The sequence below is a fragment of the Rheinheimera fenheensis genome, assembly GCF_039871805.1.
Lineage (GTDB): Bacteria > Pseudomonadota > Gammaproteobacteria > Enterobacterales > Alteromonadaceae > Alishewanella > Alishewanella fenheensis.
In genome coordinates this window covers 1-21,057 of record NZ_JBDPJM010000015.1, presented here as the reverse complement: position 1 = coordinate 21,057, position 21,057 = coordinate 1, and the positions used below count along the sequence as shown (strand labels likewise).

22 protein-coding genes and 1 tRNA gene are annotated in these 21,057 nt (G+C 50.6%); 13 read left to right on the top strand and 10 right to left on the bottom strand.

The window, feature by feature from the left end; translation table 11 throughout:
* Nucleotides 1-46: 46 nt before the first annotated feature.
* Entirely contained in the window at nucleotides 47-1,714 is a 1,668-nt protein-coding gene (ggt, locus tag ABGI61_RS16065) for a gamma-glutamyltransferase (RefSeq protein ID WP_347603155.1), read from the bottom strand.
* A 167-nt stretch (nucleotides 1,715-1,881) separates the two neighbouring features.
* Here ggt and ABGI61_RS16060 point away from each other — a divergent pair, with 167 nt between their 5' ends.
* A complete protein-coding gene (locus ABGI61_RS16060; RefSeq protein ID WP_347603152.1) occupies nucleotides 1,882-3,585 on the top strand; it encodes a methyl-accepting chemotaxis protein in 1,704 nt (567 codons plus the stop codon).
* A 67-nt stretch (nucleotides 3,586-3,652) separates the two neighbouring features.
* Here ABGI61_RS16060 and ABGI61_RS16055 read toward each other — a convergent pair.
* Nucleotides 3,653-3,729, bottom strand: a tRNA-Pro gene (locus ABGI61_RS16055).
* Nucleotides 3,730-3,892: 163 nt separating this feature from the next.
* On the opposite strand from ABGI61_RS16055, the gene ABGI61_RS16050 reads away from it, so the two are divergent.
* On the top strand, nucleotides 3,893-4,858 hold the full coding sequence (locus ABGI61_RS16050; RefSeq protein WP_347603149.1) for a DUF4382 domain-containing protein: 966 nt from the start codon (nucleotides 3,893-3,895) through the stop codon (nucleotides 4,856-4,858).
* A gap of 153 nt (nucleotides 4,859-5,011) precedes the next feature.
* Nucleotides 5,012-5,884: an EamA family transporter gene (locus tag ABGI61_RS16045; protein WP_347603147.1), complete on the top strand. Its 873-nt coding sequence runs from the start codon at nucleotides 5,012-5,014 to the stop codon at nucleotides 5,882-5,884.
* A 44-nt stretch (nucleotides 5,885-5,928) separates the two neighbouring features.
* On the opposite strand, the gene ABGI61_RS16040 is transcribed toward ABGI61_RS16045, so the two are convergent.
* Nucleotides 5,929-7,431, bottom strand: a complete 1,503-nt coding sequence (locus ABGI61_RS16040; protein ID WP_347603144.1) for a leucyl aminopeptidase — start codon at nucleotides 7,429-7,431, stop codon at nucleotides 5,929-5,931.
* 202 nt (nucleotides 7,432-7,633) lie between these two features.
* On the opposite strand from ABGI61_RS16040, the gene ABGI61_RS16035 reads away from it, so the two are divergent.
* Genes ABGI61_RS16035 through ABGI61_RS16025 form a run of 3 tightly spaced genes read left to right on the top strand, consistent with a single transcriptional unit; the run spans nucleotide 7,634 to nucleotide 9,895 of the window.
* On the top strand, nucleotides 7,634-8,803 hold the full coding sequence (locus ABGI61_RS16035; protein WP_347603141.1) for a 1-acyl-sn-glycerol-3-phosphate acyltransferase: 1,170 nt from the start codon (nucleotides 7,634-7,636) through the stop codon (nucleotides 8,801-8,803).
* Complete coding sequence (locus tag ABGI61_RS16030; protein ID WP_347603138.1) at nucleotides 8,800-9,660, top strand: EamA/DMT transporter family protein; 861 nt, start codon at nucleotides 8,800-8,802, stop codon at nucleotides 9,658-9,660. The genes ABGI61_RS16035 and ABGI61_RS16030 overlap by 4 nt, the downstream gene beginning before the upstream one ends.
* Complete coding sequence (locus ABGI61_RS16025) at nucleotides 9,644-9,895, top strand: DUF2960 domain-containing protein (RefSeq protein WP_347603135.1); 252 nt, start codon at nucleotides 9,644-9,646, stop codon at nucleotides 9,893-9,895. Before ABGI61_RS16030 ends, ABGI61_RS16025 begins: the two co-directional genes overlap by 17 nt.
* 75 nt (nucleotides 9,896-9,970) lie before the next feature.
* On the opposite strand, the gene cspE is transcribed toward ABGI61_RS16025, so the two are convergent.
* Together cspE and ald are read right to left on the bottom strand one after the other, a co-directional pair.
* On the bottom strand, nucleotides 9,971-10,180 hold the full coding sequence (cspE, locus tag ABGI61_RS16020) for a transcription antiterminator/RNA stability regulator CspE (RefSeq protein ID WP_008222696.1): 210 nt from the start codon (nucleotides 10,178-10,180) through the stop codon (nucleotides 9,971-9,973).
* 310 nt (nucleotides 10,181-10,490) lie between these two features.
* Nucleotides 10,491-11,609 (bottom strand): alanine dehydrogenase, encoded by a 1,119-nt coding sequence (gene ald, locus ABGI61_RS16015; RefSeq protein WP_347603131.1) that lies wholly within the window; start codon nucleotides 11,607-11,609, stop codon nucleotides 10,491-10,493.
* 148 nt (nucleotides 11,610-11,757) lie between these two features.
* On the opposite strand from ald, the gene lrp reads away from it, so the two are divergent.
* From lrp to ABGI61_RS15980, 7 genes are all read left to right on the top strand, one after another.
* Nucleotides 11,758-12,246 (top strand): leucine-responsive transcriptional regulator Lrp, encoded by a 489-nt coding sequence (lrp, locus tag ABGI61_RS16010; RefSeq protein ID WP_347603128.1) that lies wholly within the window; start codon nucleotides 11,758-11,760, stop codon nucleotides 12,244-12,246.
* Nucleotides 12,247-12,373: 127 nt separating this feature from the next.
* Nucleotides 12,374-14,848, top strand: a complete 2,475-nt coding sequence (locus tag ABGI61_RS16005) for a DNA translocase FtsK (protein ID WP_347603125.1) — start codon at nucleotides 12,374-12,376, stop codon at nucleotides 14,846-14,848.
* 1 nt (nucleotide 14,849) lies between these two features.
* The gene (lolA, locus tag ABGI61_RS16000; protein ID WP_347603122.1) at nucleotides 14,850-15,461 is read left to right on the top strand and encodes an outer membrane lipoprotein periplasmic chaperone LolA; all 612 of its coding nucleotides are present in this window, start codon (nucleotides 14,850-14,852) and stop codon (nucleotides 15,459-15,461) included.
* A 5-nt stretch (nucleotides 15,462-15,466) separates the two neighbouring features.
* Nucleotides 15,467-16,813, top strand: a complete 1,347-nt coding sequence (locus ABGI61_RS15995) for a replication-associated recombination protein A (protein ID WP_347603119.1) — start codon at nucleotides 15,467-15,469, stop codon at nucleotides 16,811-16,813.
* The gene (gene crcB / locus ABGI61_RS15990; protein ID WP_347603116.1) at nucleotides 16,807-17,181 is read left to right on the top strand and encodes a fluoride efflux transporter CrcB; all 375 of its coding nucleotides are present in this window, start codon (nucleotides 16,807-16,809) and stop codon (nucleotides 17,179-17,181) included. Before ABGI61_RS15995 ends, crcB begins: the two co-directional genes overlap by 7 nt.
* A gap of 5 nt (nucleotides 17,182-17,186) precedes the next feature.
* Nucleotides 17,187-18,479: a serine--tRNA ligase gene (serS, locus tag ABGI61_RS15985; RefSeq protein WP_347603113.1), complete on the top strand. Its 1,293-nt coding sequence runs from the start codon at nucleotides 17,187-17,189 to the stop codon at nucleotides 18,477-18,479.
* Between the two features lie 115 nt (nucleotides 18,480-18,594).
* A complete protein-coding gene (locus ABGI61_RS15980) occupies nucleotides 18,595-18,744 on the top strand; it encodes a hypothetical protein (RefSeq protein WP_008222680.1) in 150 nt (49 codons plus the stop codon).
* 5 nt (nucleotides 18,745-18,749) lie between these two features.
* On the opposite strand, the gene ABGI61_RS15975 is transcribed toward ABGI61_RS15980, so the two are convergent.
* From ABGI61_RS15975 to ABGI61_RS15955, 5 genes are all read right to left on the bottom strand, one after another.
* Complete coding sequence (locus ABGI61_RS15975; protein WP_347603110.1) at nucleotides 18,750-19,085, bottom strand: TusE/DsrC/DsvC family sulfur relay protein; 336 nt, start codon at nucleotides 19,083-19,085, stop codon at nucleotides 18,750-18,752.
* Entirely contained in the window at nucleotides 19,073-19,342 is a 270-nt protein-coding gene (locus ABGI61_RS15970; RefSeq protein WP_347603107.1) for a DsrH/TusB family sulfur metabolism protein, read from the bottom strand. Before ABGI61_RS15970 ends, ABGI61_RS15975 begins: the two co-directional genes overlap by 13 nt.
* The gene (gene tusC, locus ABGI61_RS15965) at nucleotides 19,342-19,698 is read right to left on the bottom strand and encodes a sulfurtransferase complex subunit TusC (RefSeq protein WP_347603104.1); all 357 of its coding nucleotides are present in this window, start codon (nucleotides 19,696-19,698) and stop codon (nucleotides 19,342-19,344) included. Before tusC ends, ABGI61_RS15970 begins: the two co-directional genes overlap by 1 nt.
* Complete coding sequence (tusD, locus tag ABGI61_RS15960; RefSeq protein WP_347603101.1) at nucleotides 19,698-20,060, bottom strand: sulfurtransferase complex subunit TusD; 363 nt, start codon at nucleotides 20,058-20,060, stop codon at nucleotides 19,698-19,700. The genes tusC and tusD overlap by 1 nt, the downstream gene beginning before the upstream one ends.
* 90 nt (nucleotides 20,061-20,150) lie before the next feature.
* Nucleotides 20,151-20,819 carry a Bax inhibitor-1/YccA family protein gene (locus tag ABGI61_RS15955; RefSeq protein WP_008222673.1) on the bottom strand — a complete coding sequence of 223 codons (669 nt, stop codon included), beginning with the start codon at nucleotides 20,817-20,819 and terminating at the stop codon, nucleotides 20,151-20,153.
* Between the last annotated feature and the right edge of the window lie 238 nt (nucleotides 20,820-21,057).

Here is a 21,057-nt window from a genome sequence, read left to right as displayed (position 1 = left end):
CTAAGGCCATGGTAATAAACACACTTGCTGTAAACAACACATCAGCTTAGTAACTAAGTACGCGCGCCACACCGCGTGAGCGCGGATCAGCCACGGCTTCTATTTCTGTGCCGGTTACCCGTATTGCCTGAATATCGCCCAGGCTCCAGCTTTGTGTGTACAGATTATAACCTTGCTGCTGTAAGGTCTGCTGCACCTTGGGTAGTAATGGCGCATAAGGCTCCATAGTAATTTGGTGCTCTGGCAGCAACTGGTGATGAAACCGCGGCGCGGCAACGGCGTCCTGTAACGATAGCTGATAATCGTACAGGTTGGTTATCACCTGGAATATCGAGGTAAAAATAGTCGAGCCGCCCGGCGTACCAATAACCAGTTCTACCTTGCCGTCTTTTACCAACAAGCTTGGGGTCATTGACGATAACATACGCTTACCCGGCGCGATGGCATTGGCATCACTGCCTACCACGCCAAAGGCATTGGGCACACCGGCTTTAGCCGAGAAATCATCCATTTCGTTGTTCAGTAAAAAACCGGCACCTTCAACCACTACACCGCTGCCAAAGTCCAGGTTTAAGGTGTAGGTATTGGCTACCGCGTTACCGTGCTTGTCTAAGATTGAAAAATGGGTGGTGTGATACCCCTCCAGGCCGGGTTTTACCGCCGCGGTGGCGGAGAGTTGCTTGGGATTAATCTCGGCGGCGCGTTTATCCAGGTAGGCTGCGTCTAAGAGCTGTTGCTGCGGCACTGCAGTAAAGTCAGGGTCGCCCAAATAATCGGCACGGTCGGCAAAAACACGCTTTGCAATTTCGGCAATTAAATGCACATACTGCGCACTGTTAAGAGCAACGCCGTCAAAATGCGCTGCCAAACGCTGCTTTAAGCCTAATAGCTGGCTAAGCGCTATGCCACCTGAGCTTGGTGGTGCTGTCGTCACCAGCTGTTTATCACGCCAGGGGGTAATAATGGGCTCGCGCCAGCCTGCTTTGTAGCCGGCTAAATCGTCCAATGTGATAAGGCCGCCGCCGCGCTGCATTTGCGCCGCAATAAGCCTGGCGGTTTCACCCTGATAAAAATCTGACGGACCTTGTTTGGCAATGCGGGTTAGGGTGGCAGCCAGCTCTGGTTGGGTAAAATTCTGCCCGGCCTGCATGCGGGCAAAATAGCGGGCAAAATTGGTTTTGCCTTCCAGTTGTTGCAGTAAGTCTGCCCGGTATTGATATTGGTTTTCTGCTACGATAAAGCCGTTTTTAGCATAGCCAATGGCTGGCTTTAGCAGCTCTGCCCAGGGCATGCTGCCAAAGCGCTGGTGTGCCTGCCATAGCCCCATCACGGTGCCCGGTACGCCGCTGGCTTTGTGGCCAATCAGGCTTAAATCAGCAATAAGTTGTTTGTCTGCATCAAGGTACATATCGCGGTGCGCTTTAGCTGGCGCCGTTTCGCGGTAATCTAAAAAGTAGGGCTTGCCATCAAACCACAATGTCATAAAGCCGCCGCCGCCAATATTGCCGGCTTCGGGGTAGGTAACCGCCAGGGTAAAAGCGGTTGCTACAGTGGCATCTACCGCATTACCACCCTGGCGTAAAATAAGCTCAGCCGTGTCGGCACCATAACGGTCGGGTGAAGCAACTGCACCGCGGCCATTATTGCCTTGGGCGGCTTGCACCGCAAAGCTTAGCCATAACACAGTAAAAATCAGGTGTCGTAGCGCCAACATAAGATCCTCCGTTTATGACAACACTGTTCTACCTTGCCTTGCCGCTAATTACAAGGTGTGACAAAAACTGAAGCGCCGTCTATGCTGAGTAACAACTGCTAACTACTTGCTATAAAGCAAGTTTTGTTGGCAATCAAAAAATTTTAATAACACTCGTGGGTAGCATTATGGCAATTTGGCAAACGGTAGGTGGGCGCTTGCTCAGCATCTCTGTTCTGGCCTTAACCGGCTTTATGGTGCTGGCGATGGTGGCGCTGAATGCACTGCAACACAGTTTGATAGAAGGGCGCGAAGATCGCGTGGTAGCGGTTATTGATAGCGGCCTGAGTATCCTAAAGCATTATCAGGCGCTGCAACAAAACGGCAGTTTAAGCCAGGAGCAGGCGCAGCAACAAGCGATGGCGGCGATAAAAGCCATTCGCTACGACGGTACCGAATATATCTGGATCAACGACACTGGCCGGCCCATTCCAAAGATGATAATGCACCCGACAGTACCGGCGCTGGATGGCACTGTACTGGATAGGCCAAACTTTAATCACGCCACCCTAATGCGTAACCGCGATGGCAGCCAGCAGCAAAACCTGGCCAATGCCAACTTGTTCGTCAGTTTTGTTGATGTAATAAACCGCTATGGCAATGGGTTTGTTGAGTACCAGTGGCCTAAGCCGTTAAAAGGCGGCGGTGTGACAGAAGAGCGTTACACCAAGCTCTCCTATGTCGCTAAAGACGACAACTGGGGCTGGGTTTTAGGCTCCGGCATCTATATTGACGATGTGAACGCGGCATTTTGGGCGGTGGCAACGCAAATCAGTCTGGTGGTGCTGCTGGTTGTCGTGTTGACAGTTGGCATGTCGTTGTATATCCGTCGCTGGCTGCTGCAGGCACTGGGCGGCGAGGTATCCAGCACAAAAGCGCTGGTGCAACAGGTGGCAGCAGGCGATTTTTCGGTGCAGTTTAATCTGGCGACTGATGATAACGACAGTTTGCTGGCGGCGCTAAGTGGCTTAGTAACGCAGTTAAGAGGCATTATCGGTAAGCAGCAGGCGATGGCCGAGCAGTTAGCGCAGCAATCTGAAGCGCTGGATGATACCAGCCAGCATACCCAGCAAATACTGCAAAGTGTGATGGATCAGACGGCGCAGGTTGCCACTGCCGTTAATGAAATGACCGCTACCTGCGAAGATATGGCCAGAAGCGCCACCACAGCGGCCAAAGCCGCGCGCGATGCCGATACCGAAACCGCCAGTGGTGTCGCTTCGGTGGAGCAGACTATTTATGCTATTGATGCGTTAAAAGTTAAACTGGAGCAGGTATCGACCGTAATAGCGCAGTTATCCCAACGTGGCGAGGAAGTGGGCGCCGTAACAGACGTCATTGGCGCTATTGCCGAGCAAACCAACCTATTAGCGCTTAATGCTGCAATAGAAGCCGCCCGGGCCGGTGAAATGGGCCGGGGCTTTGCCGTAGTCGCTGATGAAGTACGCACGCTTGCCAGCCGCTCACAAGCTTCAACCCAGGATATTAACCAGCGTATTCAGGGTATACAGCAAGACTCAGCCAATGCCGTGCAGTCCATGGCGCAAAGCAAAATTGAGACCGAGCAAACCATTCAATGCTCACAGCAGGCCAATGCAGCGCTTAAGCGCATTAATACAGCGGTATCCAGTATTACCGATGTCAACGATCAGCTGGCCAGCGCCACCGAAGAGCTGGCAGTGGTGTCAGGCACCATTAATGAAAATATGGAAAATATCGCCCAGGCAGTAGAGAGCACCACCGCGAAATCGACCGAGTTATCTGCTGCAAGCCAGCAACTGCGGCAAATGGCGCGGGAAATGAAACAGTCACTCAGCGGCTTTAAGCTGTAAACCAATTAGCGAAACGCAGAAACAACAAAGCCCCGCAAAAGCGAGGCTTTGTTGTTGAGGAATTTAATGGTCGGTACGAGAGGATTTGAACCTCCGACCCCTGACACCCCATGACAGTGCGCTACCAAGCTGCGCTACGTACCGACTTAGGGCGTATCATAATGATTCCCCGCCAGAATGCAATGCCGTTGCAGTTGACTGGCGCAATTTTCGCCAGCTTTAGTAGCTGATGCGATAATTTGAATGATTAAGTAGTGGTTCAGCTAGGTTTGTTATAACGTAGCTGCAGCTTATGGAGGATAACCTAATGAAAAAAACACTCTTAGCCAGCGCAGTTGCCGCGTCGGCAGTAGTATTAACTGCCTGTGGCGGCGGTAGTGACAGTGAACCTATGTTTGCCAAATTTAGCCTGGGTGTGAGTGATGCCCCGGTAAATGGCGCTAAGGTTGTGATGGTGTGTTTCAACGAGATTGAACTCACTGGTAACGGTGTCGGTAGCCAGAGTTTCACCATAGGTGAGGATGATGTTGCAGCTGAGGCTAATGACAGCTGCCGTGATGCGCAGGGCAATGTGATCCCCAATACCCGAGGCATTGATTTACTGCTGTTAGACGGTGCTAAGTCTGAAGCCCTGGTTAGCGGTGCTGAGTTTGAAGCGGGCAATTACGGCCAGCTGCGTCTGGAAATTGCTGAGGGCAGTTACGTAGAGCTGGACGATGGTATGCGTGAGCCATTACGCGTTCCGTCTAACGAGTTAAAACTGGGTGGTGTAACTCTGTCGGCCGGTGGTACTTTTAACTACACGCTGGAGTTTGACCTGCGTAAAGCCATGGTGAACCCGCCGGGCCAGAATGGTTATCTGCTAAAACCCACAGGGTTACGTTTGGTCAATAACAGCGAGATAGGTCATTTAACCGGCCAGGTTGCTGAAGGCTTATTGATTAACAATAACTGTACGGTAGCGCCTGCCGATACCACGCTGCCGGTGGCAACAGTGTATTTGTACCAGGGCGCAGACCGGCCAACAGGCGAGTTAGCGGACAACGGCGGTGACAACACTTACCAGCCATATGCCAGCACCAATGTGTATTTTGATGGTGTCAGCGAGTACAACTACAGCATTGGCTTTATTGATGCTGACAGTTATACTGCGGCACTAAGCTGTGATATCACCGACGATCCTGAAGCGGCCGATCCAATTGAGTTTTTACAAACGCAAAATGTCGACATTCCGGCCAGCAGTACCCCGGTAGAGTTAAACTTTACTGAATAACCACGTTTGGGATACAGAGTGCTGATGTGCATCAGCGCTCTGTGCTCTGTGCTCTGTGCTCTGAGCATGCTGAGCTGTTGCGGTATTGCCGCTATCTACTTTTTACCAGCCTTGTTACTATAGCCATCTTTACGTCTTAATGAGTCTGACACTGTGCTGTGGATCCCCTTTACTTTGCTGGCCGCTTTTATGCAGGCCTGGCGCAATGCGTTTCAAAAACAACTGAGCAAAGAAGTAAGCATTACCGGGGTAACGCTGGCCAGGTTTATCTGGGCGTCGCCGCTGGCTGCCGTGTATTTATTGGGTCTATATCAGTGGCAGCCGGTGGCTCTGCCACAGTTCAGTGCGGGCTTTGCCGGTTTTATCATTGCAGCGGCGCTGGCACAAATACTGGCCACCGCTTTAATGGTTAAGCTGTTTAAACTGAGAAACTATGCCATAGGTGCGGGTCTTGCCAAAAGCGAAGCCATTTTAGCGGCAGTGCTGGGCGTGGTGTTTTTCAATGAATCTTTATCGGCGCTAGGTTGGGTTGGCGTGCTGTTAGGCGCCGCGGCCGTGTTTTTATTAAGTGGCGCCAGTTTAAGGCAGTTATCCTGGCCGGTATTGCTGCTGGGCTTATTAAGCGGCCTGGCGTTTGCGTTAACCTCGTTGTGGGTGCGCCAGGCCAGTTTGGTGCTGAGCTTACCCTTTCCGCATGGTGCTGCCTGGGTGCTGCTGTTAGTTATTTTGCTGCAAACTCTGCTACTGTGCAGCTACTTGCTGTTACGCGATAAAGCCAGTTTAGCGGCGTTGTGGCAGCGGCCCAAGCTCACTTTGGCGGTGAGTGTATGTAGCTGTGTTGGCTCTATCGGCTGGTTTACTGCTATGAGCCTAGAGTCAGTTGCGTTGGTAAAAACGCTGGGACAGGTAGAAGTGCTGTTTATGCTGCTGATCTCCGCCTTTGTATTTAAAGAAAAACTGCAAAAAGCGGATCACTGGGGCCTGGGGTTAATTGTACTGGCGGCTATTGCGGTAATGTGGGCCTGAGGCAACAAGTACTGCCTCAGGCAACAGCGGGCAGGGTAAACGCCTTACGGCTGAGTTAATGCCCATTCTGTTAACAGCTGCACACCAAAACCGGTTGCGCCCTCTGGCGTAATACCTTTACTGCTGTTGGTCAGTGCATTTCCGGCAATGTCGATATGGGCAAAAGGCGTATTTTTTACAAACTGCTGTAAAAAAAGTGCTGCGGTAGATGCACCTGCGCTGCTACCGGTATTACGCAAATCGGCAATCCTGCTTTTTAGCTCAGGGCGCATCTCGTCGCTCAGTGGCAAGCGCCAGAGTTTCTCGTTTACGCTGCCGGCTGCTTGCTGCAGCTGCAGTGCCAGCGACTCATTTTGGGTAAACAAACCGGCATAATAAGCCCCCAGAGCGGTTACCTTAGCACCGGTCAGGGTGGCAATATCAACAATGGCCCGTGGCTTTAAGGTGTTTTCGGCATACCATAGCGCGTCAGCCATAACCAGCCGGCCTTCGGCGTCGGTGTTGATGATCTCTACACTTAGGCCAGCAGCGGTATTGATCACGTCGCCCGGCAAATAAGCCCGGTCTGAAATCATATTCTCGGCCAGGGCTAATAGAGCTACGACATTCACCGGCGCCTTTTGCTCTGCCAGTGCAGCTACGGTACCCAGTGCGGCGGCGGCGCCGGCCATATCACTGGTCATACGAATAATAGAGTCAGCCTGGGTTTTCAGGTTATAGCCGCCGGTGTCAAAGGTTATACCTTTACCGACAATGGCCAGCGGTGCCTGCTGGCTGCCTTGCCAGTGTGCTATGACCAACCGCGGTGGGCGGGCGCTGCCACGGCCTACGGCTAAAATGGCGCCCATATTGTTTTTTTCCAGCGCTTTTTCATCCAACACCGTGACTTTAACACCCAGCTTTTTCAGCTCTAACGCTTTAGCAGCAAAGGTAGCGGGTGCCAAACCCATGGCTGGCTCGTTGGTCAAATCACGCGCCAGACGCACACCATTGGCAATGGCCGTTAATTGCTGGTGCCGGCGCTGAGCGGCTTTTTCATCTGATACGATAAAATGCAGTGCCGGTAACGTAGGTTCGGTTGCACTACTCACATAACGGTTAAACGTGTAGCTGGCCAGGTTAGCACCAAACGCCAACTGGGCAGCAAGTTCAGTATCGCTTAAGCTGCTGTTAAGCGCGCTGGCATCAATAACCACCTGTTTTGCCGCGGATCTACCTAACAACCTGGCAATATCGCCACCAATAAAAGCCGCTTTGCTGGCGCTGTGCTCGCTGTCGTTGCCAGCGCCAACCAGTATCAGGCGCTGATAGTCTTCAAAAGGGGCGTCCGGTTTCAGATACTGTAACTGCTGGCCGCTGTTGCCGCTGAAATTTTCGCTGTCAGCCAGTTGTTTAAGGCCGGCGTCAGTGAGCGGTGTGTTGTTGCCGACCAGCATCAGCAAGGTGTCGCTGTTGTCTGGTGCCTGGCTGGTAAAGTTAACGCTAAAGCTATTGGCGTTACTGACAAAGCTTAACAGTAAACCGGCAGCAGTAAGAAGTTTTCGCATGGTTTAATCCCTTAGTGAGTGTTGGCGTTATTGTCAGCACAGCGAATGCCTGCGGCAACCCGGTTGCGATAAAGTGCTGTACTGTTGTGGTAGCCGGGCGCAATCTGGGTTCTGGTATAAACAATTATGTATCTTTGCTGGTGAATTTTGTTTAAGCCAGTAAAATGTGGCGCTTGTTGGCTAATTTTACGTAGTGATTGTTGTGTCAGACCAAGATCTTTTTGCCGATATCCGGCCTTACAATGATGATGAAGTGGCGCCGGCCATAGCCCGTTTAATTGCCGATGATGAATTTATTCAGGCCATTTTACATTATCGCTTTCCGCATTTATCCGGTCCTTTTGGCTGGCTGTTATCACCGCTGGTGAAGTTTGCCTTGAAACGGCGCTGGGCTAAGTTATCTACGGTATTGGCTGTACAGCAGCAGGTGGCCGGTTTTATGGACCGCATGATTGACCGCACCACCAATAACGTCAGTGTGTCGGGCATTGAGCATTTAACGCCGGGTAAGGCGTATTTATTTGTGTCAAACCACCGTGATATCGCCATGGATCCGGCTTTGGTCAACTGGTGCTTGCATCACCATGGCTTTGATACGGTGCGTATTGCCATTGGTGACAACCTGCTGCGTAAGCCCTGTGCCACTGAACTGATGAAGCTTAATAAAAGTTTTATCGTCAAACGGGGTGCTAAAGGCCCTCGTGAGATGCTGAAAAACTTATCACAGCTTTCGGGTTACATTAAACAATCACTGTCAGAGCAGCATGCTATCTGGATCGCGCAAAAGGAGGGGCGGGCTAAAGATGGCAACGATCAAACCGACCCTGCCATCCTGAAAATGTTTTATATGGAAGGTAAAAAGCGTGGTGAAGACTTTGCTAGCTATATGGCCGGGCTCAATATCGTGCCGGTGTGCCTGTCTTATGAGTACGACCCTTGCGATATCGATAAAATAAACGAGCTGTGGCAAAAACAAACCCAGGGGGCTTACCAGAAAGGTGAGTTCGAAGATATCGACAGTATTATCAAAGGTATTGTTGGTTTTAAGGGTAGGGTGCATGTCGCTTTCAGTAAACCCTTAACCGACATTCCGGCCGAGCCGGAGCAGCTGGCCAGCCTAATTGACCAGCAAATATGGCAGCAATACCGTTTATATCCGGTAAATTACTTAGCCGCAGGTTTGCAACATCCTGATATCAGTGAAAAAGTCGCCGAAATCTGGCAACAGCGCCTGCAGCAGTTACCGGCCAGCGCGGCACCCATGCTTAACGCAGTTTATGCCGCGCCGCTTGCTAAGCAGCAACAGTTAGCCTTACAGCAGCCCCTAACGTCACAGCAGCCAATAACGTCAGATAAAGAGAGCAGTCAGTGAACTACCTGATTGCCGTAACACTGCTGTGGGCGTTCTCGTTTAGTTTAATTGGCGTTTATCTGGCCGGACAGGTTGATGCTTATTTTGCTGTATTAAGCCGGGTATTACTGGCGCTGCTGGTGTTTTTACCTTTCTTACGGCCACAGCCACCGGTGTTGGTGGCTAAGTTAATGCTACTTGGCGCAGTGCAACTGGGGCTGATGTACTTGTTTTACTATCAGTCATTTTTGCTGTTAAGCGTGCCTGAAGTACTGGTATTTACCATCTTTACCCCGGTGTATATCACCTTGCTGCATGACTTACTTGCCGGGCGCTTTCAGTTGCGGTTTTTACTGGCGGCTGTTTTAGCAGTAATGGCCGCGGCCATTATGCGTTATCAGGGCCTGAGCAGTGATTACTGGCTGGGCTTTGCCGTAGTGCAGGGCGCTAACCTTTGTTTTGCCATCGGCCAGGTAGGTTACAAGCGGTTGATGGCACAGCAGCCGATAGCCGTGCAACAACATCAGCTATTTGGCTGGTTTTATCTTGGCGCTTTACTTATCGCCCTGCCCGCCTGGTGGCTGCTTGGCGCTGGCAACTATCCGCAAACCAGCGTGCAGTGGGTAGTGCTTTTATGGCTTGGCCTGGTGGCGTCTGGCGGCGGTTATTACTGGTGGAATAAAGGCGCCACCCAGGTCAGTAGCGGTGTGCTGGCGGTGATGAATAATATGCTGATCCCGGCGGGCCTGGTGGTAAACATTCTGCTGTGGAACCGGCAGGAGAATATCACTACCCTAGCACTAGGTTCAGTGCTGCTGGTGTTATCTTGTAAGTTGTGTACCCGAAACAAAGAGGCGTCTCATGGCCAGACAAATTAGTTACAGCTTTAATAAACAGCGTAAGGTGATTAACTTTAGCTATGACAAGTACCGCGATATGTATGAGGCGGTGGCGGCGGCTGAGGGGATAGATTTAACCCGCTTTTTAGCGATGGAGCAACAGGTGGCCATGACAGCCAAGCGCGGCGCTGCGGTTAAAAATTATCGCCAGCAGGAATTTGCCCGCATGGGATTTACCGATATTGCTTTTGTGCGACAAGAGAAAGAGGAGTAGGGCTTGGCGGAACTTGGCTAAGTTGCAGCCAATAAAAAAGGACACCTGAGTGTCCTTTTTTAGCAAGCGCTTAAATTACAGTACAGTAACGTTAGCAGCTTGTGGGCCTTTTTGGCCTTGTTCGATTTCGAAAGATACGCGCTGACCTTCGTTTAAGGTCTTGTAACCTTCAGTCTGGATTGCACGGAAGTGAACGAAAGCGTCTGCGCCGCCGTTGTCCTGAGTGATGAAACCGAAACCTTTATCAGCGTTGAACCACTTAACTACACCAGTTACTTTAGCCATGAATGACTCCTAAAAATTTAAATAAACTAATTGACGCTTAATTGCGCTTTTAGCCTGACTGTTACCTTACTTATGCGGCCAAACGTGCGTGAATCTTCAGGACATGACTTACAATGAAGCTGTGTAGCGAAGTGTTCATAAACATTTTGTTACATAGGTCTGCTTTACAGGCCGGTAAGCACTATAACAGGTCTGCAGCGAATGTATATAGTAAAATGCAAATAAACCGTTGTCAGACAAATAAAAAACTGCCAGCAATAAAAAAGGCCGCTAAAGCGGCCTTTGAATTAAGTTGCTTATTTATTGAACATTAAGCAGTTAATAAACTTTTGGGTTCAACATAGTCAAAACCTAAGGCTTCAGCCACGCTTTGGTTGGTCACTTTACCGTGCATCACGTTAAGGCCATTCAGTAAATGAGCGTCGTCCAGTAAGGCCTGCTTGTAGCCTTTATTGGCCAGGCGAATAATAAATGGCAGCGTGGCGTTGTTCAGCGCAAAAGTAGAGGTACGTGGTACCGCACCCGGCATGTTGGCAACGCAGTAGTGTACAACCTCATCAACAATGTAAGTTGGGTCGGCATGGGTAGTTGGTTTAGAGGTTTCAACACAGCCACCCTGGTCAATCGCTACGTCGACAATAGCTGAACCTGGTTTCATTCGTTTGATGTGATCTTTGGTTACCAGCTTAGGCGCTGCAGCGCCTGGTACCAGTACGCCACCGATGACCAAATCAGCTGCCAAAACTTCCTGCTCAAGTGCGTCAGCGGTTGAGTATATGGCTTTAACTGCACCGTTAAACTGCGCATTGATTCGGCGCAGCACATCGACACTGCGATCCAGTACGGTAACATCGGCACCTAAGCCCAGCGCCATTTGTGCGGCATTAGTACCTACCATACCACCACCGATCACCACTACTTTCGCCGGCGCTACGCCCGGTACGCCACCTAACAGCATGCCACGGCCAGCACAGGATTTCTCCAGCGCACGGGCACCGGCCTGAATAGACATACGGCCGGCTACTTCTGACATAGGTGCTAACAGCGGTAAACCACCACGGCTATCGGTAACGGTTTCATAAGCGATACAAACGGCTTTTGATTTAATCAGATCTTCGGTCTGTGGCAAATCCGGTGCTAAATGCAGGTAGGTGAACAGGATCTGATCTTCACGCAGCATGGCGCGCTCAACGGCCTGCGGCTCTTTTACCTTCACAATCATGTCGGCTTTTGCAAACACTTCAGTGGCAGTTGCCACCACAGTTGCGCCGGCAGCAGTGTAGTCGTCGTCGGTAAAACCAATACCCATGCCGGCATTGGTCTCAACAATCACGCTGTGCTTGTGATTAATCAGTTCACGCACGCTGGCCGGTGTCATGCCAACACGGTATTCGTGGTTTTTAATTTCTTTTGGTACGCCAATAATCATGTTTATATGCCCTTTTATCAGGTTTTGGTTGGCCAAGGTAAAATTTGTGCGCAGTATACTGCTAAATATATAGAATTAATGCTTGTTTTAAAGCGGTTTGGTGGTGCAAAATTCTGTTTAAATATAAAAAGCAATTTTTTACGCTGCTATGTATTCTTTAAGTAAAAGTATCAAGAAGTTAGACAGAATCGACCGCAAAATACTGGCTGAGCTACAGCGCGACGGCCGCCTGGCCAATGTTGAGCTGGCGCGCAGGGTTGGCCTAAGCCCGACACCTTGCCTGGAACGGGTACGCAAGCTGGAAGCAGAAGGCGTAATTTTAGGCTACACCGCCCAGGTTGACCCGCATAAAGTCGGCGCTGCTTTGCTGGTGTTTGTCGAAATTACCTTAAGCAAAACCTCGCCGGAAGATTTTGACGAATTTAGTAAAGCGGTACAAAAGCTCCAAGAAATTCAGGAGTGCCATCTGGTATCGGGCAGCTTCGACTTTCTGTTAAAAACCCGGGTGGCCAATATGGCAGCCTACCGTGAACTGCTGGGGGAAACCCTGCTGCGTTTGCCCAGTGTACGTGAAAGCCGCACCTATGTTGTGATGGAAGAGGTGAAGCAAACCACCTTTGTGGCCATTAGCGGCTAGTTCGCTGTGTTGCAAGCTAATTGTTGGTTCAGCCATGCTTCACGGATGCACTTTTACACTGTCTCTGGTATCTTAACGGCAGTTCGCGCGTGCACCACTATAACGATAAAAGGGTAGGGCATTTCATTTGCAAAACCGAGCTTATTTTCCATTGAATGGGGTACAGCGTTTGCTGGAAGTCGGGTTGATTCTGTTTACCGGCTTTGCCCTGTTTTTGTTGTTGGCGCTGTTAACGTTCGATCCGGCCGACCCCAGCTGGTCGCAAACCGGTTATCAACACAGCGTGCACAATTATGCCGGGCCGGTGGGGGCCTGGCTGGCTGATTTGTTGCTGTTTAGTTTTGGCTGGATAGCCTATTTATTACCGTTTTTAATCGCCTTTGCCGGCTATTTATTATTTAAACGCTTTCATCATGTGATGAGTCTGGATTACCTGATCCTGGGCCTCAGACTAATCGGCCTGGTACTGACGCTATTAAGTGCCACCGCCATTAGTAGTATGAATTTTAATGATATTTACTATTTCTCGTCAGGCGGCGTTATTGGAGACGTGGTGTCTGGCGCATTGCTGCCAGCGTTTAATTTTATTGGTACCGTGTTATTGCTGCTGTGCGGCTTTGCCACTGGCTTGACCCTGATGACGGGTATCTCCTGGCTGACAGTTGCCGACGCGCTGGGCGCCGCCTGTTACAGCGGTATACAGTTCTTGGTAAGTGTACCAGCGCGGTTAAAAGCACGTCAGGCAGATGACTATGATCCTTTCGCCGAAGATGAAAACGATATTGAGCCGCTAGCACCAGCGAAAACATCCCGCGCCGATGCTGCTGTCAACACACCCTTGCCAAAACCACAGCCAGTTAAGACAGTGTCAGACAGTCTGCCGATTACGCCACTGGATGTTAAAACCCAGGCTAAAGCGTTCTATAGTGTGGATACCCTGGCCGACGAAACTCTGTCATTCAGTGCCATAGACGAGCCGGATAACCAGCGCTGGGCCGATAATACGTTACAACAACTGGATTTACCGCCAGAGGCTCAGGATGAGCCAATGCTAAGCCTTGGCAGTGAAGAAGAAGATGACAGCCAGGAAGTGTCGCATCAGTTAGATGAACTACCGTCATTGGCACTGCTCGACCGCCCAGATAAAGCGATTAATCCGATAGATCCGGCCGATTTAGAGCGGGTATCTCGTCTGGTTGAAGCCAAACTGTTGGATTTTAACGTCGAAGCTAAAGTCGTGGGTGTGCACCCGGGGCCTGTGGTTACCCGGTTTGAGCTTGATTTAGCGCCGGGTGTTAAGGTCAGTAAAATTACCGGTTTATCCAAAGATTTAGCCCGCTCGTTATCCGCTATCAGTGTGCGGGTGGTAGAAGTGATACCAGGTAAGTCCTTTATCGGCCTGGAGCTGCCAAACCAGCATCGTGAAATTGTGCGTTTATCAGAAGTTATTGGCGATGAGGTGTTTGAGCAGTCAAAATCCGCGCTGACCATGGTGCTGGGTAAAGATATTGCCGGTAAGTCGGTGGTAGCCGATTTAGCCAAAATGCCCCACCTGCTGGTGGCAGGTACCACAGGCTCAGGTAAATCAGTGGGCGTGAACGTGATGATTTGTAGCTTACTGTACAAATCAACGCCAGATGATGTGCGCTTTTTAATGATTGACCCGAAAATGCTCGAGCTGTCGATTTACGAGGGCATTCCGCATTTGCTGACTGAAGTGGTCACCGATATGAAAGATGCCGCTAACGGCCTGCGCTGGTGTGTCGGTGAGATGGAGCGCCGTTATAAGCTGATGTCGGCACTGGGCGTGCGTAACTTAAAGGGTTATAACGCTAAGGTAAAAGAAGCGATTGCTGATGGTACGCCGTTAAAAGATCCGTTATGGCGGCCATCAGACGATATGCGTACCGAGCCACCGCTGTTGGAAAAGCTGCCGGCTATCGTGGTGGTGATAGACGAATTTGCCGACATGATGATGATTGTCGGTAAAAAGGTTGAGGAGCTGATTGCCCGTATCGCGCAAAAAGCGCGGGCGGCCGGTATTCATTTAATCCTGGCGACACAGCGGCCATCGGTCGATGTCATCACCGGCCTGATTAAAGCCAATATACCCACCCGTATCGCCTTTCAGGTGTCGTCGAAGATAGACTCGCGCACCATTTTAGATCAGCAGGGTGCTGAGAGCTTGTTAGGCCAGGGCGATATGCTGTATTTGCCGCCCGGCTCTGGCGTGCCGACACGGGTACACGGTGCCTTTGTGGATGACCATGAAGTGCATGCTGTGGTAGCTGATTGGAAAAAACGCGGTCGCCCCAACTACATACCTGAGATTTTAAGCGGTGAAACCACCGAAGAGAATTTGCTGCCCGGCGAAACCTTAGAAGGTGAAGATGGCGAGGCTGATCCGCTGTATGATCAGGCCGTGGCCTTTGTTACCGAAAGCCGCCGCGCCTCAGTGTCGGGTGTGCAGCGTAAGTTTCGTATTGGTTATAACCGCGCAGCCCGTTTGGTTGAACAGATGGAGCACAGTGGTATTGTCAGTGGCCCCGGCCATAATGGTAACCGTGAAGTGATGGCGCCACCGCCACCTAAGGGATATTAAAATGTTAGCGCGTGTTGTTGTGAGCCTGATGTTGTGTGTTAGCGTGCCGCTGCTGGCACAAACTGCTGAGAGTACCTTACAGCGCAAACTGGCCACCATTAAAAGCTTTGCTGCCAGCTTCGAGCAACGGGTAGTGGACCATGATGGCCAGTTATTGCAACAGGGTAAAGGCGAGCTGTTAATTAAACAGCCCGCGCGTTTTCGCTTTGAAACCACTGAGCCTGAAGCGAATTTATTTATCGGTGATGGTCAAAGCTTGTGGTTTTATAACGAAGCGTTGGAGCAGCTGACTATTTATGATGCAGCCACTGAAGTTAACCGCACACCTTTTGTGCTGTTAACCTCAACCAAACCCGAGTTGTGGGCGCAGTACGACGTGACCCAGCAGGCAGAGCAGTTTGTTATTACCGCCAAGCAGGCCGATAGCCCGGTAAAGCAGCTGACACTGCGGTTTTCCGGCGATGCACTCTCTGCCATGCAGGTGCTGGACATGAACCAGCAACAAAGTGAGTTTAATTTTACCCTGATGCAGCTGAACGTTACCCTGGACGACAGCCTGTTTCAGTTTGTGCCGCCAGAGCACACCGATATTGACGATCAGCGCCAGCGATAACGATTGTGACGTCACTGCCGTTTAATTTTAGCGATGATTTTCGCCCGTTGGCAGCAAGAATGCGGCCGCGCGATCTGCACGAATATGTCGGCCAGCAACATTTGGTGGGACCTGCTACATCACTACGAAAAGCCATAGAAGCCGGCAGGGTATTTTCACTTATTTTGTGGGGGCCGCCCGGCACCGGCAAAACCACGTTGGCAGAGGTAATTGCCAGCCATGCTGATGCCGCTATTATCAAATTGTCTGCAGTGACTTCGGGCATTAAAGAGATCCGCGATGCTATCACTCAAGCACAGCAGCGCCAGCAGCAATATTCACAGCGCACCCTGTTGTTTGTCGACGAAGTACACCGCTTTAATAAAAGTCAGCAAGATGCGTTTTTACCCCATATTGAAGATGGCACCATTATTTTTATCGGTGCCACCACCGAAAATCCGTCGTTTGCATTGAATAACGCGATTTTGTCTCGCGCTCGTGTTTGTGTGCTAAAAAGCCTGACTGAGGCAGAACTGGATCAGGTGCTGCAGCAGGCATTAACTGATGCCGAGCGTGGCTTTGGCCAACAGCAGATACAAATAGACGATGCCGCCAGAGCCTTATTGTTACAGCTGGCCGCGGGGGATGCGCGCCGGCTGTTAAATTTACTTGAACAAGCGGCTGAGCTTAATCAAACCGAAGGCCAGGCAACAAGCATCAGTGTACAGACATTAAAACAGTTAATGCCGCGCCGGTTACCGGGCTTTGATAATCAGGGGGATATGTTTTATGACCTGATATCCGCCTTTCACAAATCTGTACGCGGCTCAGATCCGGATGCTGCACTATATTGGTACTGCCGTATTCTGGCCGGCGGTGGTGACCCTTTATACGTTGCCCGCCGCCTACTGGCGATTGCCAGTGAAGATATTGGCAATGCCGATCCGCGTGCATTAACACTGGCACTGAATGCCTGGGATACTTTTGAAAGGGTTGGGCCGGCAGAGGGCGAGCGCGCCATCGCACAAGCTGCAGTTTATCTGGCGCTGGCGCCAAAAAGTAACGCGGTATACAGTGCCTTTAACCAGTTAAAGCAACTGGTCAGCGAGCAGCCAGCGTATGAGGTGCCGATGCATTTGCGTAACGCACCAACGGCGTTAATGCAGCAGCTGGGGATGGGCCAAGGTTATCGATACGCTCATGATGAGCCTGGTGCTTATGCTGCCGGCGAGCGCTATTTACCATTAGAGCTTCGTGGCCAGCGCTTTTATCAGCCCAGTGAGCGCGGAATGGAAAAACAGCTGGCAGAAAAGCTGCGCTATCTGCATGAATTAGACGCGCAAAGTACAAAACAGCGGGATGAGCCATGTTAACCTATCTGGCCGTGGCCTTTGGTGGCGCAATCGGTGCGTGTTTACGTTATGCCTGTAACGAGTTGGCGCTGAATGTTTTAGGTAAGTCATTCCCTTTTGGCACTTTGCTGGTTAATATTCTGGGCTCTTTTGTATTAGGGCTGTTATATGGCCTGTTTAGCGCAGGGTTATTGGCTACTTCGCCATGGCGGGCGCTGGTGGCTATCGGCTTGATAGGGGCTTTTACCACCTTTTCAACCTTTTCGCTGGACACCGTGTTGCTGTTGCAACAGGGCGACTGGCAAAAGGCAATCGCCAACGTATTTTTCAATGTGTTGTTATGTTTAACGCTTGCCTGGTTAGGGCTTAAACTGGGTTCAATGAAGTAATTACTATGCTAGATGCGAAATTTTTACGTACCGAATTAACTGAAACTGCCGCTCGTCTCGCGCAACGTGGCTTTGTGCTGGATGTGGCACGCTTAACTGAACTCGAAGAGCTAAGACGCAAGCTGCAGGTTGATACGCAGGAGCTGCAAAACCTGCGCAATACCAAATCTAAGGCTATCGGCCAAGCGAAAGGGCGTGGTGAAGATATTACGCCGCTACTGGCTGAAGTAGATGGCTTGGGTGCCCAGCTTGATGCTGCCAAGCAGCAACTTGATGCTGTGCTGGCCGAGGTTGAGCAAATAGCACTGAGTGTGCCGAATATGCCTGATCCGTCGGTACCTGCCGGCAAAGATGAGACCCAGAACCTTGAAGTGCGCCGCGTTGGCAAGCCAACCGAGTTCAGCTTTACCATTCAAGACCATGTGGCGCTGGGTGAAGCGCTGGACAAAGGGCTGGATTTTGAAAGTGCTGTTAAGGTTGCCGGTTCACGTTTTGTCGTGATGCGTGGTCAGGTGGCGCGCTTACACCGTGCCTTAACCCAGTTTATGCTGGACTTACACAGTCGTGAGCATGGTTATACTGAGGTCTATGTGCCTTATCTGGTAAACCACGCCAGTCTGTATGGCACCGGCCAGCTGCCAAAATTTGGTGCCGATTTATTCCACACCCAGCCAGCAACCGAAGAGGGGCAGGGTATGGCGCTTATTCCTACCGCTGAAGTGCCGGTAACGAACCTGGCGCGTGATACTATTTTTGACGCCAACGAATTACCGATTAAATACACTGCGCATACGCCTTGTTTTCGCAGTGAAGCGGGCTCTTACGGCCGCGACACCCGTGGGCTTATCCGCCAGCATCAGTTTGACAAAGTGGAGCTGGTGCAATTAGTAAAGCCAGAGCAGTCGATGCAGGCGCTGGAAGAATTGACTGGCCATGCTGAAAAAGTATTGCAGTTGCTGGGCCTGCCATACCGTGTCATGTTGTTGTGCACTGGTGATATGGGCTTTGGCTCTTGCAAAACCTATGATTTGGAAGTCTGGTTGCCGGCACAAAACACCTACCGTGAAATTTCATCTTGCAGCAATATGGGCGATTTCCAGGCGCGGCGCATGCAGGCGCGTTACCGCAGTGCAGAAATGAAAAAGCCGGAGCTTATTCATACGCTTAATGGCTCGGCACTGGCCGTTGGCCGAACCCTGGTGGCGATTTTAGAAAATTACCAGCAAGCCGATGGCAGCGTCATAGTGCCTGAGGTACTACGGCCTTATATGGGCGGCGTGGAAAAACTAAGCAAATAGCAGGTAAGATAGCGCAGCTTACTTCAGTTACGTAAAAGCCCCGGCAGATCAGGTTTGCCGGGGCTTTTTATTACTGTCTATACTAATCATTATGATGTCGGCACAGGAATAGGGCATGGCCGCTAAACCACGTAAAAGCCTGAAGCAAACCAACCCGGCGCTGATGCGCTCAATTTACTGGGCCATTATCGTGGGAATAGTGGCCGTTTTCGCTATTGTTACGCTGGAGGCCATTATTAGCATAGTCACAGATGCGTTTGGTTAGAGCGGCTATAAGCACTTGGCGGGTTTAGGTAAGCCAGCAATACGGGTTGCTTGTTTAGCCGGACCTTGAGGGAATAACATAAACAGGTATTTGCTGTTGCCTTTTTCCGGCCCCAATTGTTGCGCCATGGCTTTAACCAGTATGCGTATTGCCGGTGAGGTGTGAAACTGCAGGTAAAACTGTCGGACAAAATGCACCACTTCCCAGTGCGCTGCGCTAAGGCTGATATTTTCAAGCAAGGCAAACGCCTGAGCAACTTCTTCGTTCCAGTCATTCAGGTGTAACAGATATCCGTGTTTATCCAGCGGCAAATGCTGGTCGCCCACAATCAGCTCGGCCATAACAGGTTTACCTCTGCTTGCACTACCAGCTCCACCCATTGCGCGGCGTTAATCAGCTGTACACTGTCCGGCAGGGTAATATTGCGGCTTTGCACGTCAATATCCAGTGCATAACACTGGCTAACCGGCCATGGCATATCCGTTCGTAAGCACAGGTAAACGGCATCTTGGCGCAACAATAAGGCATCTTCCGGCTTGCACAAAGCTGCAAGTTCATTAAAGTCCGTGAGCGGATTTATCAGTGATATAAGTTTCATTAGCTACCAATTACCTGATGTTGCTCTGCTATCAGCGCCGCTTGCGCTGCTGGCGCCAGAGCTGTAACAGCAAGACTCAGCTGGTCAACGCTAATGCCACGTTGCTGTAGCGATCGCTGACAAACATACACCTGATGAATGTCATAAAGCTCAAACAAGGCAAAACTGCGCGGATACGCTTTTAGCTTAAAGTCGGCATGAGTGGCTGTTGGCAGCAGCTGATATACCGCATCGCCGCTAAACAAAATGCTGACATTATGCTCAACCGCTGCAAGTGCCAACGCCAGATCCAGTGCTTCGCGGCCATGGCTGCTGCTAAAGGGGCTATGGCGTTGTAGTAGTAAAATATTCGCCATTAAAATTGTACCAATTTATCAATATTGGCCTGGCGCATAGCAAACTCGGCCAGGCCGGCAGCGATATAGCCCGCTTTAGCCGGGCGGCTTGGGCTTATGACGCCGCGCTTTTCGGCAGCAGTAACACAAAACAGTAAGTCTATTTGCTGCTGTTGACAGAACTGCGCCAGCTCAGTGCTGACATCGGGTTCGTCAGCCGGCAAGTCTTGCTCTGCAGCGACTGCGTTAACAGCATCCTGATATAAAAATACATGATCAATCTGATGGCCCTGTGCCAGCGCTGCTTTGGCAAAACACAGCACACTGCTCAGTGTCTGGCTGGCAAAGCAATCTGAAGTTATCAATAGGCCAAGTCGTGCCATGCTGTCGTCCTGATTAAAAGCCGGCAAATAAAAATGCCCCGGCGAGCAGGGCATTTTAACGAATATCGCTGTTAAGGCAAAGCCTGGCGCTTAGTCATCACCGCCAAACACGCCCAATAACTGCAGCAGGTTAACGAAAATGTTAAACACATTCAGGTATAAGCCTACCGTGGCGCGAATGTAGTTTGTCTCACCACCGTGGATAATACGGCTGGTATCAAACAGGATAAGTGCCGACATCAGCAAAATAATTACGGCACTGATGGTCAGGCTCAGGGCTGGAATAGCTAAAAAGATATTCGCCAGTGCTGCAACCAACACCACAATTAAGCCAACCATTAAAAAACCGCCCATAAACGAGAAATCTTTTCGGGTGGTTAAGGCATAAGCTGACAGGCTGAAGAAAATCAGTGCGGTGCCGCCAAGTGCCTGCATAATGAGCGCCGGGCCATTAGCCAGGCTAGCGTAGTGGTTCAGCATAGGGCCAAGGGAGGCACCCATCAGGCCAGTGAAGGCGAATACCCAAAAGATGCCACTGGCGCTGTCAGCCTTTTTGTTAACAATAAACAGAGTGATAAAACCTGCAACGAAAAACACCAGTGACATCACGGGTGACATATTCATCGCCATGGCAATGCCTGCAGCTACGGCACTGAATGTCAGTGTCATTGCCAGCAGAAAATAAGTGTTACGCAGTACTTTATTTACTTCAATACTGCGTCCGGCGGTACTGAGGGTAGTTGTATCTCTGTATGACATGTTATGTTCTCCTGATACAAAGGTTTAGTGAAAGCTTTGGCAGCATAATACGCAGGAAGTTCCGTTCAGACCAGTACCTGAAGGCACAATTTAATTGGCATGACATTTTTTTTAATTAAATGCTTTCTTTTATCGGGTTAACTGATTAATATACGCGTCGCCGGAGGGATGGCAGAGCGGTTTAATGCACCGGTCTTGAAAACCGGCGTGGGTTAATAGCCCACCGAGAGTTCGAATC

Coding starts and splice junctions, on each gene's coding strand:
- lolA (WP_347603122.1), top strand. CDS start 14,850: ATGTTAGCGCGTGTTGTTGTGAGCCTGATGTTGTGTGTTAGCGTGCCG.
- serS (WP_347603113.1), top strand. CDS start 17,187: ATGCTAGATGCGAAATTTTTACGTACCGAATTAACTGAAACTGCCGCT.
- ggt (WP_347603155.1), bottom strand. CDS start 1,714: ATGTTGGCGCTACGACACCTGATTTTTACTGTGTTATGGCTAAGCTTT.
- tusC (WP_347603104.1), bottom strand. CDS start 19,698: ATGGCGAATATTTTACTACTACAACGCCATAGCCCCTTTAGCAGCAGC.
- cspE (WP_008222696.1), bottom strand. CDS start 10,180: ATGGCTAAAGTAACTGGTGTAGTTAAGTGGTTCAACGCTGATAAAGGT.
- ald (WP_347603131.1), bottom strand. CDS start 11,609: ATGATTATTGGCGTACCAAAAGAAATTAAAAACCACGAATACCGTGTT.
- tusD (WP_347603101.1), bottom strand. CDS start 20,060: ATGGCACGACTTGGCCTATTGATAACTTCAGATTGCTTTGCCAGCCAG.
- lrp (WP_347603128.1), top strand. CDS start 11,758: ATGTATTCTTTAAGTAAAAGTATCAAGAAGTTAGACAGAATCGACCGC.
- crcB (WP_347603116.1), top strand. CDS start 16,807: ATGTTAACCTATCTGGCCGTGGCCTTTGGTGGCGCAATCGGTGCGTGT.
- ABGI61_RS15980 (WP_008222680.1), top strand. CDS start 18,595: ATGGCCGCTAAACCACGTAAAAGCCTGAAGCAAACCAACCCGGCGCTG.
- ABGI61_RS16050 (WP_347603149.1), top strand. CDS start 3,893: ATGAAAAAAACACTCTTAGCCAGCGCAGTTGCCGCGTCGGCAGTAGTA.
- ABGI61_RS16060 (WP_347603152.1), top strand. CDS start 1,882: ATGGCAATTTGGCAAACGGTAGGTGGGCGCTTGCTCAGCATCTCTGTT.
- ABGI61_RS15970 (WP_347603107.1), bottom strand. CDS start 19,342: ATGAAACTTATATCACTGATAAATCCGCTCACGGACTTTAATGAACTT.
- ABGI61_RS16025 (WP_347603135.1), top strand. CDS start 9,644: ATGGCCAGACAAATTAGTTACAGCTTTAATAAACAGCGTAAGGTGATT.
- ABGI61_RS15975 (WP_347603110.1), bottom strand. CDS start 19,085: ATGGCCGAGCTGATTGTGGGCGACCAGCATTTGCCGCTGGATAAACAC.
- ABGI61_RS15955 (WP_008222673.1), bottom strand. CDS start 20,819: ATGTCATACAGAGATACAACTACCCTCAGTACCGCCGGACGCAGTATT.
- ABGI61_RS16040 (WP_347603144.1), bottom strand. CDS start 7,431: ATGCGAAAACTTCTTACTGCTGCCGGTTTACTGTTAAGCTTTGTCAGT.